This is a genomic window from Mesorhizobium sp. CA6 (genome assembly GCF_020165035.1).
In the GTDB taxonomy this organism is placed as follows: domain Bacteria; phylum Pseudomonadota; class Alphaproteobacteria; order Rhizobiales; family Rhizobiaceae; genus Mesorhizobium.
Window position 1 is genome coordinate 182,950 of the sequence record NZ_JAIUHI010000014.1, and the last position, 19,323, is coordinate 202,272.

Annotated in this window: 19 protein-coding genes; 9 read left to right on the forward strand and 10 right to left on the reverse strand. The window is 63.0% G+C overall.

Going from position 1 to position 19,323, the window contains the following annotated elements; genetic code table 11:
* Nucleotides 1-151 precede the first annotated feature (151 nt).
* The 5 genes from LB526_RS21635 (at nt 152) to LB526_RS21655 (ending at nt 3,890) form a co-directional block, all read left to right on the forward strand.
* Nucleotides 152-1,690 (forward strand): DegQ family serine endoprotease, encoded by a 1,539-nt coding sequence (locus LB526_RS21635; protein ID WP_224531745.1) that lies wholly within the window; start codon nt 152-154, stop codon nt 1,688-1,690.
* A gap of 113 nt (nt 1,691-1,803) precedes the next feature.
* Nucleotides 1,804-2,415, forward strand: coding sequence for a molybdopterin-dependent oxidoreductase (locus LB526_RS21640; protein ID WP_224629741.1), 612 nt, complete (start codon nt 1,804-1,806; stop codon nt 2,413-2,415).
* A 24-nt stretch (nt 2,416-2,439) separates the two neighbouring features.
* Complete coding sequence (locus LB526_RS21645; protein ID WP_224629743.1) at nt 2,440-3,186, forward strand: ferredoxin reductase; 747 nt, start codon at nt 2,440-2,442, stop codon at nt 3,184-3,186.
* A gap of 69 nt (nt 3,187-3,255) precedes the next feature.
* Nucleotides 3,256-3,489: an AbrB/MazE/SpoVT family DNA-binding domain-containing protein gene (locus tag LB526_RS21650; RefSeq protein WP_095768178.1), complete on the forward strand. Its 234-nt coding sequence runs from the start codon at nt 3,256-3,258 to the stop codon at nt 3,487-3,489.
* On the forward strand, nt 3,486-3,890 hold the full coding sequence (locus LB526_RS21655; protein WP_224629745.1) for a type II toxin-antitoxin system VapC family toxin: 405 nt from the start codon (nt 3,486-3,488) through the stop codon (nt 3,888-3,890). The genes LB526_RS21650 and LB526_RS21655 overlap by 4 nt, the downstream gene beginning before the upstream one ends.
* Before the next feature lie 25 nt (nt 3,891-3,915).
* On the opposite strand, the gene LB526_RS21660 is transcribed toward LB526_RS21655, so the two are convergent.
* From LB526_RS21660 to LB526_RS21680, 5 genes are read right to left on the reverse strand one after another with little or no spacing between them, the layout of a single operon-like run.
* The gene (locus LB526_RS21660) at nt 3,916-5,388 is read right to left on the reverse strand and encodes a nucleotidyltransferase family protein (RefSeq protein WP_224629747.1); all 1,473 of its coding nucleotides are present in this window, start codon (nt 5,386-5,388) and stop codon (nt 3,916-3,918) included.
* A complete protein-coding gene (locus tag LB526_RS21665; RefSeq protein ID WP_224629749.1) occupies nt 5,388-6,065 on the reverse strand; it encodes a glycosyltransferase family 2 protein in 678 nt (225 codons plus the stop codon). The genes LB526_RS21660 and LB526_RS21665 overlap by 1 nt, the downstream gene beginning before the upstream one ends.
* Entirely contained in the window at nt 6,065-6,817 is a 753-nt protein-coding gene (locus tag LB526_RS21670) for a glycosyltransferase family 2 protein (RefSeq protein WP_224629751.1), read from the reverse strand. Before LB526_RS21670 ends, LB526_RS21665 begins: the two co-directional genes overlap by 1 nt.
* The gene (locus LB526_RS21675) at nt 6,814-7,863 is read right to left on the reverse strand and encodes a serine kinase (protein ID WP_224629753.1); all 1,050 of its coding nucleotides are present in this window, start codon (nt 7,861-7,863) and stop codon (nt 6,814-6,816) included. The genes LB526_RS21670 and LB526_RS21675 overlap by 4 nt, the downstream gene beginning before the upstream one ends.
* A gap of 33 nt (nt 7,864-7,896) precedes the next feature.
* Nucleotides 7,897-8,319, reverse strand: coding sequence for a PqqD family protein (locus tag LB526_RS21680; RefSeq protein WP_224629754.1), 423 nt, complete (start codon nt 8,317-8,319; stop codon nt 7,897-7,899).
* Between the two features lie 622 nt (nt 8,320-8,941).
* Here LB526_RS21680 and LB526_RS21685 point away from each other — a divergent pair.
* Nucleotides 8,942-9,148: a DUF680 domain-containing protein gene (locus LB526_RS21685; protein WP_095768185.1), complete on the forward strand. Its 207-nt coding sequence runs from the start codon at nt 8,942-8,944 to the stop codon at nt 9,146-9,148.
* Between the two features lie 70 nt (nt 9,149-9,218).
* Entirely contained in the window at nt 9,219-9,452 is a 234-nt protein-coding gene (locus LB526_RS21690; protein WP_140844674.1) for a DUF680 domain-containing protein, read from the forward strand.
* 186 nt (nt 9,453-9,638) lie between these two features.
* Here LB526_RS21690 and LB526_RS21695 read toward each other — a convergent pair whose 3' ends face one another.
* From LB526_RS21695 to LB526_RS21715, 5 genes are all read right to left on the reverse strand, one after another.
* The gene (locus LB526_RS21695) at nt 9,639-10,751 is read right to left on the reverse strand and encodes an ABC transporter ATP-binding protein (RefSeq protein ID WP_095768187.1); all 1,113 of its coding nucleotides are present in this window, start codon (nt 10,749-10,751) and stop codon (nt 9,639-9,641) included.
* 35 nt (nt 10,752-10,786) lie between these two features.
* Entirely contained in the window at nt 10,787-12,451 is a 1,665-nt protein-coding gene (locus LB526_RS21700; protein WP_224629757.1) for an alpha-glucosidase, read from the reverse strand.
* Between the two features lie 4 nt (nt 12,452-12,455).
* The gene (locus tag LB526_RS21705) at nt 12,456-13,610 is read right to left on the reverse strand and encodes a carbohydrate ABC transporter permease (RefSeq protein ID WP_140844682.1); all 1,155 of its coding nucleotides are present in this window, start codon (nt 13,608-13,610) and stop codon (nt 12,456-12,458) included.
* A gap of 1 nt (nt 13,611) precedes the next feature.
* Complete coding sequence (locus LB526_RS21710; RefSeq protein WP_095768190.1) at nt 13,612-14,625, reverse strand: carbohydrate ABC transporter permease; 1,014 nt, start codon at nt 14,623-14,625, stop codon at nt 13,612-13,614.
* 165 nt (nt 14,626-14,790) lie between these two features.
* Nucleotides 14,791-16,146 carry an ABC transporter substrate-binding protein gene (locus LB526_RS21715; protein ID WP_095768191.1) on the reverse strand — a complete coding sequence of 452 codons (1,356 nt, stop codon included), beginning with the start codon at nt 16,144-16,146 and terminating at the stop codon, nt 14,791-14,793.
* Nucleotides 16,147-16,504: 358 nt separating this feature from the next.
* On the opposite strand from LB526_RS21715, the gene LB526_RS21720 reads away from it, so the two are divergent.
* A complete protein-coding gene (locus tag LB526_RS21720; protein ID WP_224629759.1) occupies nt 16,505-17,527 on the forward strand; it encodes a substrate-binding domain-containing protein in 1,023 nt (340 codons plus the stop codon).
* Between the two features lie 139 nt (nt 17,528-17,666).
* On the forward strand, nt 17,667-19,013 hold the full coding sequence (locus LB526_RS21725) for an NAD(P)/FAD-dependent oxidoreductase (protein ID WP_224629761.1): 1,347 nt from the start codon (nt 17,667-17,669) through the stop codon (nt 19,011-19,013).
* Nucleotides 19,014-19,323: the final 310 nt, after the last annotated feature.

The following is a 19,323-nucleotide window of genomic DNA, read 5'->3' on the forward strand; positions in this document are numbered from 1 at the left end:
GGCCATTCCGCACCCTAAATCCTGATTGTCGATCCGGCCGGCTGCCATGCAAGGCGAGGCAGGCAATCCCGGTCGCCGACACGCCAACGGATGCGTGCTTCGAGACACATCCGGGGTGCCCGATCAACCTCTCGCCCGGACAGAAACGACCATGTCACCCATGAACATTCTTCGCAGACATCGCGTCGCGGCCCTGTTGGGCGCTGCGCTGATCATTTCTCCCGTTATTGGTTCCTTTGCCGAGAGCACGAACAACGCCGGATTGAGCAACGCCGTCGCCACCACGCAAACTCCCGCCGCCGGCGTTACCGCGCCTAACGGCTCCTTCGCTCCCATCGTTGCCACCACAAAGCCGGCAGTCGTAACAGTCACGACAATGATGAAGGGCCAGCCGGACGCCATGAGCGAGGGTTCGCCCTTCGACGGCAACTCGCCTTTCGACGACTATTTCCGGCAATTCTTCGGCGACCAGGGCATGCCGATGCCCAAGACGCCCCCTCAGCGGGCACCACGTAGCGAGGCGCTCGGCTCCGGCTTCATCGTCAGCGCGGATGGCACAATCGTAACCAACAACCATGTCATCGACGGCGCCAGCTCGATCAAGGTGACGCTCGACGACGGCACCGAGCTTCCGGCCAAGCTTGTCGGCCACGATGCGAAGCATGACCTGGCTGTGCTCAAGATCAAGGCAGACAAGCCGTTGCCGACCGTCAAGTGGGGCGATTCCAGCAAGCTGATGACCGGCGACCAGGTGCTGGCGATCGGCAACCCATTCGGCATCGGCACCACGGTTACCGCCGGCATCGTGTCGGCGCGCGGCCGCGATCTCCATAGCGGGCCGTTCGACGATTTCATTCAGATCGACGCGCCGATCAATCACGGCAATTCGGGCGGTCCGCTGGTCGACATCCATGGCAATGTGATTGGCATCAACACCGCCATCTACTCGCCCAATGGCGGCAGCGTCGGCGTCGGCTTCGCCATCCCGTCGGATCAGGCCCAGAAAGTCGTGGCCAAGCTGATGAAGGGCGGCGACATCGAATACGGCTATCTCGGTGTGCAGATCCAACCGGTCACTCCGGATGTTGCCGGCGCCATCGGCCTCGACCATCCTGCCGGAGCCTTGGTTTCGTCGGTCACGCCGGGCTCGCCGGCGGCCAAGGCGGGCATTGAAGTCGGGGATGTGATCACCGGCTTTGGCGGCCAGGAGATCAAGGATCCGAAGGACCTGTCGCGCGCCGTCGCAGATGTCCCGCCCGGCAACAAGGAAACCGTCGACATCTGGCGTAAGGGCAAGGCGGTTCAGGTCTCCGCAGACGTCGGCCGCAACACCGACGAGGTGCAGACCGCCTCGAATGGCGAAGGCGGCAAGCCGTCAGCGGGCCAGGGCGTGCCGTCGCTCGGCCTCGGGCTGACCGATATCACTCCCGATATCCGGCAGGAGCTCAACCTTGCCGACAACCAGCACGGCGCCGTGATTGAGCGTGTCAATCCGGACAAGGCGGCTTCGGCGGCGGGCCTCCAGCCGGGAGACGTGATCATCGGCGTCGACCAGACGCCCGTAAAGAACGCCAGACAGGCGAACCAGGCGATCGCCGAGGCAGCCAAGTCGGGCAAGAAGTCGGTGCTGCTGCTTGTTGATCGCGGCGACCAGCAGATCTTCGTCGCAGTGCCTTTCGCGGCCGGCTGACGACGTCGTGGCGACCTGCCTGTTGCAAGGCGGGTCGCCAAGATTCTTGTTGCCCGTAGAGGTATATTCGAGAACACTCCCCGCATCCTTCCACCGGTGCAGGAGGCGTCTCGATGGTCACGCGCGGCTTTTTTTCCGGACGGCGTCCTCCTTCCGACGCCGACGCGCGCATCCCGCCGGGCCAGTACCTGGAACAAGGTTTCCCGGTTCTCTCGGCCGGGCCGACGCCGCGCGTGCGCACCGAAAATTGGTCCTTCACCTTGAAGCAGGGGCCGCGACCGCTCAAGAAATGGAACTGGGCCGAGTTCAACGCCCTGCCGCAAAGCAAGATGACGCGCGACATCCATTGCGTCACGGCCTGGACCAAGTTCAACACGCCCTGGCAAGGCGTGATGATCGACGACGTCCTCGCCGATGCCGGCATCGAGCCGCCGACGGCCTACACGCTGGCGCTGTCCTTTGACGGCTATTCCACCAATGTGCCGACCAAGGACCTCGTCACCGGCAAGGCGATGGTGGCGCTGCTCTACGAAGGCAAGCCGATCACGCCCGATCATGGCGGGCCGGCCCGGCTTCTGGTGCCGCATCTCTATTTCTGGAAATCGGCCAAATGGGTGAACGGGCTGCAGTTCACCGAGCGCGACGAGCCGGGCTTCTGGGAGCTGCGCGGCTATCATATGTATGGCGACCCCTGGCGCGAGCAGCGCTATTCCAGTGACCCGTGAGCGGCGATTTATGAGCAGCAATCGATGAGTGCCGAGCCGTCGCCGCAATCGCCCTGGCAGGAAGCCACGATCACCCGCATCGAAAAGCGCACGCCACGCGTCACCAGCTTCTGGTTCCAACCGTCGCGGCCTTTCGCCCATCTGGCCGGACAGCATGTCGACGTCCGGCTGACGGCGCCGGACGGCTATCAGGCGCGCCGATCCTATTCCATAGCTTCGGCGCCCGAAGCAGGTGCCGTCGTCGAGCTCGCGATCGAGCGGCTCGACGACGGCGAGGTCTCGCCCTTCTTCCACGACGTGGCTGCCGTCGGCGACGAGATCGAGCTGCGCGGGCCGCTGGGTGGCCATTTCATCTGGGAGGAGAGCGACGGCGGGCCGATCCTTCTGGTAGGCGGCGGCTCGGGCGTCGTGCCGCTGATGGCGATGGTGCGCCATCGTATGCTGCGCAACACGGCGGTACCCGTTGTGCTGGTGTTCTCGGCGCGGGTCTGGGACGAGGTGATTTTCCGCGACGAGCTGATCGGTCTCGACGATCGCCGCGACGGTTTCGATCTGGTGCTGACGCTGACCCGCGAGCCGGCTAGGCGGCCGTCCGACTATTCCCGGCGCGTCGACGCCCGCATGATGGTGCAGGCCGTCGAGCGCCTGCCGAAGGCACCGAGGCTCGCCTATGTCTGCGGCTCGAACGCCTTCGTCTCGGCCGCCGCTGATGCCCTGATTGGCGCCGGCGTTCCGGCGGGGATTATCCGCACCGAGCGCTATGGAGTTTGACAGAAGCCCGTTGAAATTCGACCCAAAAGGTAATACCTTGCTTACAATTGGTATTACTGGGGAGCGAAGATGGCTACCACCGTTACGTCAAAAGGACAGGTCACCATTCCAAAACCGGTCCGCGATCTGTTGGGGATTGTCCCGGGAAGCAGGGTCGATTTCCGGCGCGCCGCCGATGGGAGCGTAGTGCTTGCTCGTGTCGACAGAAAGCAAACGGCGAGCCGCTTCGCCAAGTTGCGCGGCCATGCCGGCGAGGGGCTTACGACCGACGCGATCATGGCGCTGACGCGTGGTGAAGCGTGACGCTCATCGACACCAACGTCCTGCTTGACCTTGTTACTGACGATCCAAACTGGGCAGATTGGTCGGTTGCTCAGCTTGAGGCGGCGAGCCTCAACGGACCATTGTTGATCAACGATGCGGTCTATGCCGAGCTCGCCGTACGCTACGCCCGCATCGAGGATCTTGACGCTTTTCTCGATGCGGCCGGTCTTGAAATGGCTCCCATGCCGAGGGCCGCTCTTTTCCTGGCCGGAAAGGTATTTACACAGTACCGCCGGTCAGGAGGACAAAAGACTGGTGTTTTGCCGGACTTCTTCATTGGTGCGCACGCTGCGGTCGGCCATCTTCCACTTCTGACCCGCGATATCGGCCGATATCGAACCTATTTCCCCTCCTTGAAGCTGATTACCCCAGGCTCTTGAGCCGTCCCGGACTGTTGCGCTGATGTCAGCCGGTCGGAGAGAATTTCGCCGAAACGAGCTGGAAAGGCAGCGCGCCATAGCTGGCGACGGCCTGCTCGCTGTCCCAGACGCGAAACTGGCGTGACGGCCGAGCCTCCAGCACCAGGGCCCGTCCCGCCCGCTCAAGCTTCACCTTGCCGCGAAAGCGCAGCATCCGCTCCCCGCCGGAGCGGCTGATCGCCATCGAGCGCAGCCGGGCCACGTGCCGGTCGCCCGCATTGATCTCCATCTCGATGCGTCGCCTGACCGGCGGGACGACGATGCGCACGATGAGATCGAGCATCATCTCGCTGGCTTCGCCCTCCGGTTCATCCAGGGGTTGCGAGAGCACAAATGCGGCAGGCTTGCCTATGGCCTTGGTCTTCACGGACTTGCCGCGCCACACGATGTCGGGCTCGGTCTGCTTCAGCCGGCCTTTCTTGCGCTGCAGGCGCAGCTGCTTTGCAAATCCCCGCGACAGCCAGGTCAGCGCGCCGAAATCGGTGCGCGGCTTGGCCTGCAGAACCGACGACAACCGGGCCGCGCCGCGCCGGTCAGCCATGTCCACCACCTTGGCCAGCACGGCCTCCGGCACAGCGATGCCGATCTCCAGCGCAAGATAGGAAAGCGCCACCGCCGCGGCGACGGCGAGACTGCGCCTGGCGATGACATCGAGGAATATGGTCCAGTCGACAGTGCCGCCCTCGATGGCCACGGTGCAATCGACCAGCCAGTCGCTATGCGTATGTGCGTCGAGGCCGCCATGCGCGATGGCGAGCGCGATGCGGTCGGCTGCCGAGGGGACGACTACGCTGACATCGCTGAATTTGGCGGCAATCGCGCGGCGCCAGATGGCGAGGTCGTCCTCGGTGTTCTGCTGCGACCCGTCATAGGCAAGCTGATGCAGGTCGATGTCGCCGTAATTGCCCTTGAAGAAATTCATCGAGCGCAGCGATCCCAGCCGTGCGCGCAGATATTGCGGGGAAACACCGCTGGCGATCTGCCAGCCGCGGTCGCGCAGCACATCGAAGGCCGGCTGCATATCGCCCGGCCGCACCAGTATATCGATGTCATGCGCCACGCGCCCGCGCTGCGCGGCGGCATCGAGCGCGGTGCGGCTGGCGCCCTTGATCAACATCACCGTGCAGCCGGCATCGACCATCGCCTTCAGTGCGGGCTCGGCCTCGCGCATGGCCATGCGCGACTTCGTCCACAGCATCTTCTGCAGGCCGACCAGGCGCGGATAAGCGGCGTTGCCGGCAAGCTTGCGTCCGAACCTGTCGGAAATCGCGGCAAGCAACCGGTGTTCCCGGAAGGAGACGTGGTCGATGTCGTTCTCGTTCAGCCAGCCGGCGGCGCAAAGGCGCGCCGCCTCTTCGTCGGGCAGAAGTGCCGCCTTGAGCAACTGGTCGAGCGAGCCGGTCGGCCAGGACCAGCCATAGTCTGGAAAACGCCTGCCGATGCGACGGATCTTCGCCATCAGCTGGAACTGGCTTTGCTTTGTGCCCGTCGCAGCATGGCCAGGCGTGCCACTTCCAGGTAACCGCGGTCGCGTGCCGCGTCGCGCCCATAGGACAGGCTCCCCGGCCTGATGCGCCGGAGCGCCAGGACATCAGGCATCATGTCGAGGACAAAACCGCTTTCCCGCGCGCGGGCGATCCAGTCGATCATCTCGCCGCGGCCGCCCGGCGGATCGACCATCGGGCCGACGCTCTCCGCGGTCTGCCGGCGCATCAGCATCGTTGAGCGCGACCAGCCGGGGGTTGCGGTCGGGGCCATCGCGTCGGGTTCTCCGTCGCGGAAGGCGCGCATATGGGCGAAGACCCCGGATATGCCGGGAAGCCGTTCGAGATGGGCAAGCTGCGCCGCGATCTTTCCAGGCAGCCAAAGGTCGTCGGCATCGAGCGTGGCCACGAAGGGCGTCGACAGCGCGGCGATGCCGCGGGTGGTCGCGCTGCCGGGTCCGGCATTGTCCTGGTGCAAAAGCCTGAGCGGCAGGTCGATGCCGCCGATCGCGCCGGCGAGATCGTCGGTCGAGCCGTCGTCGACCACCACGACCAGTTCGGGCCGCAACGTCTGCGCCGCCACCGATCGCAGCGTCTCCGCGATCGTGGCGCTGGCGTTGTAGGCCGGAATGACGACGCCGTATGCGCTCATCACATGAACTGCCAGTCCGCGAGTTTCTTCAGTTCGAAGATGCCTTCGATCGGCTTGAGCGAAGGGTTGGCCCTGCGCCGCTTCATCGACTTGTAGATCGCGCGCATGAACTCGCGCGACTGGACATCTTGCTGCCTTGTCATGTTGCCGGCGTGCCGCCGGTAATAAAGCGCCAGCGTGTCCGGAAGCGCGCATCGGGGGCCGACCTCAAAGCTGCGCAGCAGGAAGTCCGTATCCTCGGCCTGGACGAAGTCCTCGTCGAAAGCGCCGATCCGGTCGACCAGACGGCGCGAGAAGATCGCCGCCGAGAGATGGATGCCGCGAACCGTGATGCTGGTGCTGTCGCGGGTCGGCTCCAGCGTCTCGTCGTCGATCCTGTCGACCAGCATCATCCTGGAATAGGTGAGCTCGAGAGAAGGATCGCGCCTGAAAAGGTCCAGATCCGCCGCGAAGCGCCCGGCCGGCGAGATGTCGTCCGAATCGAGAAAGGACACCAGTTCCGTCTCCGGCTTGAGCCGGCTGAGCCCGCTGTTGCGCGCCCGGGTCACGCCCATGTTTTCCTGCCGAAACAGCCGGATGCAAGGCGCTTCGTCCATCATCGCGCGCACCGCTTGGGCCGAACCGTCGGTCGAGCCGTCATCGATGACGATGATGTCGAGATCGGCGGCGTCGCGCTGCCTGATGAGCGAACGCAATGCCGCAACGACATAGCGCTCGCGGTTGTAGACAGGCATGATCACGCTCAACTTCACCGGGCGCTCCGGACAAGGAAATCCGCAATCGTAGCGGCGATTTCTCCTGGGCGTGACCCAAGCGAAATCCGGTAGCATGGCAGTAGCCGGGTCAGATCGCTGAAGAAGCGAAAACCGCTGTCGCGTTCGCCAGGCATCTGGGCGATGCCGGACGGCGCCAGCGCGATGATGGCATCCTTGCGCGAAATCGGTGCGATCGAACTTATCTTTCCGCCGCTGACATGTGGCACCAGCAACGCGCAAATGTCCAGACTCTCACCTACTGGCCGGGGCGCGATCTCGTGAATGTGGAAGGCATGCTTGCCTTGCCAGTTGAGCGGGCGGCCGGTTCCCAGCCGCCTTTCCAGCCCGAGCCGGGCGAAACCCGGCGGATCCTGCTTCAGGATCGAAAACAGCGGTCGCGCTGTCACGCCGCCGGAAAGATCGATCAGCACGTAATCGTCACCGACGCTGTCCAGCCCGTTGAGCAGTCCTGCAACGACGGTTCCGGATTTTCCCGCACCCCCGGCGCCTGCCAGCAGCACGCCCCTGCCGTCGAGGCCCAGCGTGCCGGCATGGGCAAGGCGCATGCCGCGCGCGGCGTATTCCCAGTGCAGGAAGGCGCGCAGCGGCGACCCCTGCTCCCAAGGCGGAAACGCGTCGGGAGACCGCATCAACTGGACGCCGATCCGTCGGGCGGGATCGTAGACCTGCCAGAAATCCAGATCGTGGTAATGATGGCCGCGCAGCCCTGCCTCCGCAAGTTTCCGGGCAAAGCCGTGCTCGGTGAAATGCGCATCGCCCCAGCTTGCCGGTTCCGGCATGTCGCCGATGCCTGGATGGCCGATGAAGATACGGCATTGGCGGGAGTCCCGCGGATCGCCTTCGGCTTCGATGAAGGCCTGGCCAAGGGCATCAGCGAGCGCGCCGGGATCGAGATGCGCGATCAATTCCAGGCCTGGCAGGCGGACAGCACGCCGGACCGGAAACTGCCCGGCGGCGCCTTCGGCAGCGGCGATGAGAAAGCGGGCATAGTCCGGCAGGGTCTCGAGCGTCACATGTGGCATGGTCTGTTCCGGCCGCCCTGACCCTTCGCCGGTTCAGGAAACCTGCCTGACGGCCGGCCAGCCGAGCGGCTCCTCGACTTCATGGATCGGGTCAACGATGATCAAGTCGGCAAGATCGTCATGGACGCTCACGGTGAGCGGTTCGCTCGCCGCAGCCAGCGCCGCCGGCAAATCGTCGGATGACGGCAGCGGCGTTGCGCTGGAAGGCGCCAGCAGCCCGAACTCGACCAGCTGCGTAATGAATGCCTCGATAGCGGCGGCGTCGATCCTGCCAGCGGCCGATCGGATCAGCGCTTCGGTGCCGACACCCGAGGACAGCGCCTGCCACACTTTGCTGCCGGAATCGGAGAAGCCGAAATACTTGCCGTTGGAGAGGTCGAGCACGACAGCTTCGCCGTCGAAGGATTCGAAGACGATGTCCCGGCTTGCAACGGCGTAGACGTCGGAAAGAGGCATGTTCTTGACCCCCGCTCTGCAATTCCGGCCGGCGGCTGCGCCGGTCGTATCGTTGCCCTGACCCCTGGACAACGCCTGTAAACACTCGATCCTTGCTTGGCAAGGCAGGGCATAACGGCGTCATCTCGACCATTTTGGTGTTCAATTCGCGGTTCGAGCCCCGATTACGGGCACCGACAAGCAGGGCGACTGCGACCCTTCCGGCGCGAATGCCCGCTGGCCTTCAGTCTGAACACGGTCATGGAGCGGGCCGAATCGGCCGGTGGAACGGGGGGTATGATGGTTAATAGTATCGAAAAGTGACTATTAGGAGATTCTAAAATCGAACTGAACGGTTCGTTTCTGTTGACGGTGCGTGCAGGACGGTGTGAACGTTGGCGCTCCGATACATTTGGTGAGCCAACGGTCAAATCTGCATAAGTTATTGATTAAATGCGATAAAAATAAAGTTATAGGCATGCTTATCAAAACTTCAAGATGCGGAATCATGGTCCAGACGGAAAAACTTCGTGATTGGAATCCTGCCCTCGGCTCACCCAAATCAGCGCTGTCCGAACGACGCGAGTTTCATTCCCAAGACACGCCGCTAGACGGACTGAATAAAGATACTGGAGTAGCAAAAATGAAAAAGATTGTTCTCACTGCCGCAGCCCTTCTGGCAATTTCTGGCAGCGCCTTTGCTGGTAGCGACCATTACAACCCGAATGAAGCCAATCAGGCGGCGGCCAAGGTCGACTCGTCCTACACGGCTGCGGTCCGCCAGTCTGCGCCGGCCACCCAGCAGCCTGCCACGACGGGCGCCGACCACAACCTTTTCGGCAACAACTAACAGCCGACCTTGAACCGGCGGCGGGCTCGCCCGCCGCATCGGTCGGACCACAAGATTCAGGAGCACTGAAATGAAGAAGATCGTTCTTGCCACGGCCGCCCTGCTGGCGGTTTCCGGCGCTGCTTTTGCGGGCAGCGACAATTACAACAACAGTGGCGTCAACCAGCCGGCCCCGGCGGTCGATACCGCCCCTACGTCATCGATCGGCACCGACTCGCCCGTCTACAAGTTGCTGAACTCGTCGCGCGACGTGCAGAAGTCGGCGCCTCAGGGTGCCGACCGCGACCACTTCGGCAACCGTTGATAGCCGACTGTGATTTGAAAGAGAGAGCGGCGGGCCAGGCCCGCCGCTCTCTTTTTTTGCCGGGAAAGCCAGCCTGCCGATAAAGCAATTCCAGGAAAAGTGTAAGCGGTTTTCCGTCCGAAATTGCGTGAAAACAAAGAGATAGAGAGTTTCGCCGTTTCGGTGAAACGGTGAAACTCTCTAGCGTCAGGCAGCCTTTGCTTCCTCGCGATGCAGCGTGAAGGAATGGCCGTCGGCGTCAAAGATGTGCAGATCGCCGGCGCCGGCGTTGAGCCGCAGCGTCTCGCCGCGCTTGACCTCGACATTGCCCGGCAGCTTGGCAACCAGCGGCAGGTCGGCGCGGCCGATATCGATATAGACGAGCTGAACCTCGCCGAGCTGCTCGATATAGTCGACCTTGCCTTCGAACAGAAAGTCCGCGCCTGTGGCAATCGCGAGATCCTCCGGCCGCACGCCGAAGCTGACCGCCGCGCCATTGGCCGAGGCCGGCGTCGCGATCGGCACCGTGGCCTTGCGGCCGCCGACATGGCTGACCACGGTCGGATTGCCGGCCTTCTCGATCTTTGCCGGCAATATGTTCATGGCCGGTGAGCCGATGAACTGGGCGACGAACAGGTTGCCGGGCCGCTTGTAGAGTTCCATCGGCGTGCCGACCTGCTCGATAACGCCTTCCTTCAAGACCACGATGCGGTCCGCCAGCGTCATCGCCTCGACTTGGTCGTGCGTGACGTAGATCATGGTGGTGTTCGGCATCGATTCCTTGAGCTTGGCGATCTCGATGCGGGTGGCGACGCGCAGTGCTGCGTCGAGATTCGACAACGGCTCGTCGAATAGGAACACCTTCGGGTTTCGCACGATGGCACGGCCGATGGCGACGCGCTGGCGCTGGCCGCCCGACATCGCCTTGGGCAGGCGGTCGAGATATTTGGTCAGTTGCAGGATCTCCGCCGCCTGGCGCACGCGCTTGTCGATCTCGGCCTTGCTTTCCTTGCCGATCTTCATCGAGAAGGCCATGTTGTCGTAAACTGTCATATGCGGATAGAGCGCATAGGACTGGAACACCATGGCGATGCCCCGCTTCGACGGCGGCACGTCGTTCACCACCTCGCCGTCGATCTTCAGCTCGCCCGACGTGATCTCCTCGAGGCCGGCGATCGACCTCAGCAAGGTCGACTTGCCGCAACCCGACGGCCCGACGAAGACGATGAACTCGCCTGATTTGATATCGAGGTCGATGCCGTGGAGAATGTTGAGGTTGCCGTATGATTTCTTCACCTGGTTGAGCGTGACATCGGCCATGTTTTTCTTCTCCCGTTGATCCCTGTTTTAGAAGTTCAGTCGATGCGTCCGAACCAGGCGCCGTAGCCGCCGAGGCGGACCGGCCCGCTGCCAGTCTGTCCCGAAAAGCCGTGCCCGGGCAAGGGTTGCAGCGCACCTTTGCCGAGATCGACCTCGGAGGGCTTGCTGCCGAGATTGAAGGCGCAAACGATCCGCTCATTGCCCTCGCGGCGCGTGAAGGCGACGGTGTCGCCATCGCTTTCGATAAAGTCGATGTCGCCCTTGGTCAGCGCCGGATGCTGGCGCCGGAAGGCGAGGAAGCGGCGGTAATGTTCGAGCAGCGAGCTTGCGTCGCCTTGCTGCACGTTGACCGCCTGCGACAGGTGCTTGCCCGGCACCGGCAGCCACGGCTTGGCGGTCGAGAAACCGCCATTCTTGGCGGCCGCGTCCCAAACCATCGGCGTGCGGCAGCCGTCGCGACCCTTGAACTCCGGCCAGAACCGGATGCCATAGGGATCCTGCAGGTCCTCGAACTTCAGCTCCGCCTCGCCAAGGCCGAGCTCTTCGCCTTGATAGATGCAGACCGAGCCGCGCAGCGACATCAAAAGCGCCGAGATCACCTTCAGATAGGCGATCGGATCCGCCTCGTTGGCGGCCCAGCGCGAGGCGACCCGCATCACGTCATGGTTGGAGAAGGCCCAACACGACCAGCCGTCGCTGGCGACCGTGCCGAAGGCCTCCAGCACCGCGCGCGCTTTCGCCGCGCTGATCTTCTCCGGCGCCAGGAAGTCGAAGGAATAGCACATATGCACGCGCTTGCCGTCGGCGGTGTAGGCGGCGACCACCTCCAGGCCGCGCTGGGAATCGCCCACCTCGCCGACGGCCGCCTGCGCCGGATATTCGTCGAGAAGCGCGCGGAAGCGCTCCAGGAAGCCGAGATTCTCCGGCCGGCTCTTGTCGTAGATATGGTCCTGATAATTGTAGGGATTGACCGCGGGCGCCGTCTGGTCGTTGCGCTGTTCCGGCGGCAGCGGCGGATTGTCCTCCAGCCCCTGGCTGTGGAAGTAGAAATTGATCGTGTCGAGGCGGAAGCCGTCAACGCCGCGCTCCAGCCAGAAGCGGGTGATGTCGAGCAGCGCGTCCTGAACTTCTGCGTTGTGGAAGTTGAGGTCGGGCTGCTCGGCCAGGAAATTGTGCATGTAATACTGCTGGCGGCTGGTGTCCCACTGCCAGGCCGAGCCGCCGAAGATCGACAGCCAGTTGTTGGGCGGCGTGCCGTCGGGCTTTGCGTCCGCCCACACATACCAGTCGGCTTTCGGATTGTTGCGGCTGGAACGGCTTTCCTTGAACCAGGGGTGGATGTCGGCGGTGTGCGACAGCACCTCGTCGATCATCACCTTAAGCCCCAGCCGATGGGCTTCCGTCACCAGCGCGTCGAAATCGGCGAGCGTTCCGAACATCGGGTCGACGTCGCAATAGTCCGACACGTCATAGCCGAAATCCTTCATCGGCGATTTGAAGAAGGGCGAGATCCAGATGGCATCGACGCCGAGCGAAGCGATATAGGGCAGGCGCTGAACAATACCCTTCAGGTCGCCGATGCCGTCGCCGTTGGAGTCCTGATAGGAGCGCGGGTAAATCTGGTAGATCACCGCGCCCCGCCACCAGTCGCGGTCGACGGCCGGGTCTGGCTGCGACGTCGCCTTCAAAGCCGATTGCATGTCTTCAACCTCCTTTCACCGAGCCGGCAAGCAGCCCGCGGACGAAATAGCGCTGCAGCGAGAAGAACACGAACAGCGGCACGATGATGGTGATGAACGCCGATGTGGTCAGGATCTCCCACTTACCGCCGCGCGAGCCGAGCAGCGCGTTGAGCTTGGCTGTCAGCACGATCTGATCGGGCGCCGTGCCGAGGAAAACCATCGCCACCAGCAGATCGTTCCATACCCACAGGAACTGGAAGATGGCGAAGGAGGCAAGCACAGGGAAGGACAGCGGCAGCACGATCTTGACGAAGATCTCGAAGTCGCTGGCGCCGTCGATGCGTGCCGATTCCATGATCTCGCGCGGCAGGCCGGCGATATAGCTCCTCAGCAGGTAGATGGCGAAGGGCAGGCCGAAGCCGGTATGTGCCAGCCATATGCCGAGATAGGTCTTTGACGGCACGCCGAAGAAGGCGCCGACCCCGTTATAGAGCCTGAGCAGCGGGATCAGCGACATCTGCAGCGGAACCACCAGAAGGCCGATGATCACCGCGATCAGCAGCGGCCGTCCGGGAAAGCGCATCCAGGCCAGCGCGTAGGCTGCGAAGGCTGCGATCAGGATTGGGATGATCGTCGCCGGGATGGTCACCGTCAGCGAGTTCATGAACGAGCGGCCGATGCCTTCGGAAAACAGCACCGAATCGTAGTTGTCCGTGGTGAATTTCGGCGGCGCCGAGGAGGCGAAATAGACGCGCTGGCCGCGGTCGCCCTCGAAGGCCTTCGGTGACGACAGCACGAAGCCGCCGTCGGCATTCATCTGCAGCGTGACGCCGTCATCGAGGTCGGCAACCGATCCCGCCTTGTACTGCGTCGGCGCGGAGGACTTGACGCCGAAGGCGCTGATCTCGCGCTTGGGGCCATCGCCGAAGATATTGCCCTCGATGACGTATTTGCCGTCCTTCTGGGTTTGGGCCGACGCGCCCGGCAGCCGTCCCGCCTCGCTCTGGCTGGAACTGGCGAAGGAGTTCCACCAGCCGGAGGCGACGATCTGGTCCTTGTCGCGCAGCGACGAGACGAGGATGCCGAGGGTAGGAATGGTCCAGATCGCCACGAAGACGAGCACGGCGATATGGACGCCGAAGCGGCCGACGAAGGACTTTCCGGTCTTGGTCGCCATCTCAGTGCCCTCCCGTCTCTTTGTTGGCCTGGCGGATGTTCCAGACCATGATCGGGATGACCGCGATCATGATGATGATGGCGATGGTCGCGCCGCGGCCGAAATCGCCGCCGCCGCGGAACATCCAGTCGAACATCAGATTGGCGAGCACCTGGGTATTCCACTGGCCGTTGGTCATGGTCAGCACGATGTCGAACACTTTCAGCACCAGGATGGTGATGGTGGTCCACACCACGGCGATCGTGCCCCAGATTTGCGGCACCATAATCTTCCAGAAGATCTGGAACGGGTTGGCGCCGTCGATCACGGCCGCTTCCAGCGTCTCTTCCGGAATGCCGCGCAGCGCCGACGACAGGATGACCATCGCAAAGCCGGTCTGGATCCAGATCAGGATGATCATCAGGAAGAAATTGTTCCAGAACGGCAGCGATATCCAAACCTGCGGCTGGCCGCCGAAATATTGGATGATGGCGTTGAGCAGGCCGATCTGCACCTGGCCCTCGCCGCGATACTCGTAGATGAATTTCCAGATCACGCTGGCGCCGACGAAGGAGATCGCCAGCGGCAGGAAGATCAGGCTCTTGGCGATGGTGCCCCACCAGATCTTGTCGGTGAGCACGGCGATGATCAGGCCGAGGAAGGTGCAGGCGGCCGGCACCACGGCCAGCCACAGGATGTTGTTGAAGATCGAATTGCGCAAATCATGATCGCTGACCGCCCATTCATAATTGGCGAGCCCGACGAAATTGGTGCCGCCGCGGTCGAAGAAGGAGAGCCACAGCGTCGCGATCACCGGGTAGATCAGGTAGATGGCTAGGATGATCATCGCCGGGCCGACGAACAGCCAGGGCCGCACCATTCCCTGCCGGCGCAAATTGTCGACGGCGGCGGTGCCAGAGACGCCGCGTGACGGGAAGACGAGATCGAGCAGTTTGTTGGCGCCCCAGAAATAGGCGACACAGCCGCCGACGCCGATGATGATAACGAATATGGCCGAGAAAATCTGAGCCGCCATGGGTCCCTCTCCCTGCGCATGACCGGCCGGCCGAGGCTGGCGATCGGATGCACCGACTTTCGGTTATTCGGAACAATCGAAACGCGAAGGCTTCCGGCGCGGACCGCCGGTCGGACCCGGGCCGTAGCCCGGGTCCAGTAGGAGGATTAGGAAGATTTCAGGATGCTATTTGATGCCGTCCCAGCTTTTCTGGATGTCGGCGGCGACGTCCTGCGCGGACTTGCCGCCCACTAGGTCGACCATGCCGGTCCAGAACGAACCCGCGCCGATCTTGCCCGGCATCAGGTCGGATCCGTCGAACCGGACCGTCGTGGCGCCGACCAGGATCTCGCCCTGCTTCTTCAGCGCGTCGCTGCCATAGGCCTCCTTGTTGGCCGCCTTGAAGGGGGTGACGAAGCTCTTCTGCGCCATCCACAATTCATGCGCGAGCGGCATCTCGAGGAACTTGATGAACTCGCGCGAGGCCTTGGAATCCTTGGTGATCATCACCAGCGTGCCGGCCACTTCCAGCGGCGTGCCCAGTTCCGGCTTGGAGGCGTAAGGCGGGTAGGGGAAGAAGTCGGCGTCCTGGCCGAGCTTCACGTTTTCCGGGAAGAAGGAGGGGATGAACGATGCCTGGTGGTGCATGTAGCACTTGGGCGGCACGGTGAAGAGGCCCTTCGGGCTGTCGCGGAAGTCGGTCGCCGCGACCGCCTTGGCGCCGCCGTCCACCATCTTGTCGTCGGTGGCGATCTTGCCGAAGATGTCGATGGCGTTGACAACGGCCGGGTCGGTGAACGGAATCTCGTTCTTCACCCACTTGTCGTAGACTTCCGGCGGCTGCGTCCTCAGCATGATGTCCTCGACCCAGTCGGTCGCCGGCCAGCCGGTGGCGCCGCCCGAACCCAGCCCGATGCACCAGGGCTTGCCGCCGTCGGCGACGATCTTCTTCTCCAGATCGGCGAGTTCTTCTTGGGTCTTCGGCACCTTGTAGCCGGCCTCGTCGAAATTGTCGGGCGAGTACCAGACGAGCCCCTTCACGTCGATCTTGTAGGGAAAGGCATAGAAGCCCGATTTGCCGTCCTTGCCCGTATACGTGCCGAGCTTGGCCCAGGAGTCGCCGGCGGCGTAATTTTCCTTGATCCAGGCCGCGACGTCGTCGCCCAGCGGGGTCAGCACGCCCTTGGAAGCAAGATCCTGGATGAGGCCCGGCTGTGGCAGGACGGCGATGTTGGGCGGGCTGCCGGCCTGGGTGTCGATGACGATCTGCTGCTCATAATTCTCGGACGAGGAATATTTCACCTCAGCGCCGGTCGCTTCCTGGAAATAGTCGAGAACGGATCGGACAAGCGCCTCGTCCTCGCCGCGCCACGGCCCGAAGATCGTCAGCGTCTCGCCCTTGAGGTCGACCTTCTTGAGGTCGTCGTAATTGGCCCAATGAAATTTCGAATCCTCGCCCGGCTTGAACTTCAGTTCGGCTTGCGCCGGCAGGCTGAGGGTGAGTGCCGCGAATGCCGCACCCAAGAGAAGCATTTTCTTCATCGCAAGTCCTCCCAGTGATCACAAAAAGGACGAAACCTCCATTTCGTCCGCCGACGCCGCGGAACTGTGACTCAGCGAAAGGGCAACCGCAACCTTTTGAAGAGACTTCCAAAGCGCTTTGGCTATTTTGATCACGCCATTGAATCGCCTTGGAGTCAAGTGGGCGACGTCATTAATCGATTTAAATAGGAGAAGATTAAGCGAAAAAAGTGCAGCGCAGCATGCTTTTTTGGCACTGCAGTAGCAATTTTGCTTCAAACGACGCTGTCTGGCCTCTAAGGTCGTCATGCTTGATGATCTCGCCAACAATCGTCAGACCGATTCAAAATTGAAAGCGCTTTGAGGCTGGAGGCCTCCGATGAACCTCAAGCAGCTGTCGCATATGCTGTCGCTCTCGCAGACCACGGTGAGCCGGGCGCTGAACGGCTACCCCGAGGTCAACGAGGAGACCCGGCGCCGGGTTGTGGACGCCGCCAAGCGCCATGGCTACCGGCCCAACCCCAGCGCGCGCCGGCTCGCCACCGGCAAGTCGGGAATGATCGGCTATGTGCTGCCGACCGGGGCCGCCGTCGACATCGATCCGCACTTCGTCGAATTCCTCTCCGGCCTCGGCGACTATGCGCGTGCGCACGAGCTCGACCTTGTGCTTTCGCCCGCCGACGCCGACGACGAGGAAACGACCTACCGGCGCATCGTCGCCAACCGCCAGGTCGACGCCGTCTACCTGTCCGCGCCGCGGCCGGCCGACAAGCGGCTGGCGCTGGTCAACACGCTGGGCATCCCTTTCATCGTCCACGGCCGCAGCGAGGGCTTCGATTTCGACTATCCCTATCTCGACATCGACAATGAGGGCGCCTTCCACGAAGCGTCGAGGCTGTTGATCCAGCTCGGCCACAAGCGCCTGGCGCTGATCAACGGCAACGAGCGCGAGACCTTCGCCATCCACCGCGAGCGCGGCATGCGCCGCGCGCTTGCCGCGAACGGGCTGGCGCTCGGCGAGCGCCACATCCGTTCGGTGGCGATGACCGAGGAGAACGGCTACCGCGCCGCCCGCCGCCTGCTCGAGGAGGCTGAGCCGCCGACGGCGATCGTCTGCTCCAGCCTCATCATGGCGCTGGGTGTGGTGCGCGCGGTGCGCGATCTCGGCCTCACCATTCCGGGCGACCTCTCGCTGGTCGCCCATGACGACGTCTTCCCCTGGCTGCGGCCGGAGAATTTCCCGGTGCCGCTGTCGACGACACGCTCCTCGATCCGCCTCGCCGGCGCACGTGTCGCAGAACGGCTCGCGGCGCGGATATCGGGGTTGGAAGAGGGGGCTCGCGGTGAGGTCTGGCCGGTAGATCTGATCGTCAGGGGATCGGTGGCCGGAGCGCCGATATAGGCGCCTAATCCAACAGCTTCGCCACTGGCTCATTCCCGGCAACTGCCGTGGGACAACGGTCAGCCTTCGGCTGCTCCTGATATTGGACGGTGACAACCGGTAAGCCAGAACCGTCAACCAGTCCTTCCGGATGCGCCATTTGCCGACATTCCCATTCACCGAAGCGGATCCAGTCCAGTACCCCGGTCCTCCGCCGAAGGCTTCGGAGGTGGTGATCGTCGGCGGCGGCATCATCGGCGTAACGACGGCCCTCTTCCTTGCTTCCCGAAACATTCCGGTGACGCTGCTGGAAAAAGGCCGCGTTGCGGCCGAACAGTCCTCCCGCAATTGGGGGTGGATCAGAAAGCAGGGACGGGACGCGGATGAGCTGCCGATCGTCATCGAGGCCATTCGCCTATGGCGGCAACTGGCCGAGGAATGCGGCGAGGACATCGGGCTCAACCAGACAGGCGTGACCTACCTGGCGAACGCCGACAAGGATATGGCCAAGTTCGAAGAATTCATGAGGATCGCCGCGATCCATGAGCTCGACACACGCCTCCTGGGCGTCGACGAGACCGCAAAACTCATCACCGGCATGTCGCGCAGGTTCAAGGGCGCGATGACGACGCCCTCCGATATGCGCGCGGAACCTTGGTTGGCGGTGCCTGCGTTAGCCAGGCTTGCCGTGCGAAAAGGCGCCAGGATCGTGGAGAATTGCGCGGCGCGCACCCTCGAGATCGCAGCCGGCAGGATCAAGGGCGTTTGGACCGAGGCGGGATATATCGAGACCTCAACCGTGCTGGTCGCGGGCGGCGCCTGGTCGTCCCTGTTCCTGGCGAGACATGGCGTAGCCATCCCCCAGCTCAGCGTCCGCGTAACCGTGGCCGCCACAGAACCCATGCCTGAGGTCTATCGAGGCGCGGCCGCCGACGACCATATCGCTTTCAGGCGCAGGCAGGATGGCGGATATACGCTCGCTGCGGGCGGCAGCCACTTGCTTTACCTGGGGCCTGACGCATTCCGGCACTTCACCAAGTATATTCCCGCCCTCAGGGACAACCCGTTCGGCACGCGCTATTTCCCGTTCGCTCCGTCAGGCTACCCGGATGGCTGGTCGACGCCACGCGATTGGGCGCCGGATTCCTCAAGCCCTTTCGAAAGAATGCGCGTGCTCAACCCAACCCCTGAGCCGGCAAAGCTTCGCTCGATCGAGCGCAATTTCAAACAGCTTTTCCCCCGGTTCGAGACTGTTCGCCTGAAGGCCGGCTGGGGCGGCATGATCGACGCCATGCCCGATGTCGTTCCCGTCGTGGATCGGGTCCAGGCGATCGGCGGTCTTTTCGTCGCGACGGGCATGAGCGGCCACGGATTCGGTATCGGGCCTGGCATCGGCCGCATCGTCTGCGACATGATCCAGGGAAATGAAACCGGCCACGACCTCAGCCGTTTTCGATTGTCGCGTTTCTATGACGGAAGCCCTGTCCGGCTAGGTCCGGCTCTTTAAATGGCCGAAGTTCATTCTTGATCGTCGTGGTCGGTCGCGGTCATCGCGATCCGCCGTCAAGGGCGGCTGGATGGCGACGCCGGGATTGGTAAACCACAATTCTTCTGAAGCAACGCTCTGCACAGGGATTTTGATCGATCGGCTGTTTGCGTTGGCAGGTGCGTTGGGGATTGGCCGAAACGCCCATCGCGATCGTCATTCGAGGGCGGAGCAGGAGCGAAGCTCCGTCGCGAAGACCCTGGAATCCTGTGTGTTGGTTCTGGTGTATGGTTGAAGTGGGAAGGAGACCGAATGAATCCTGGTCGTCCTT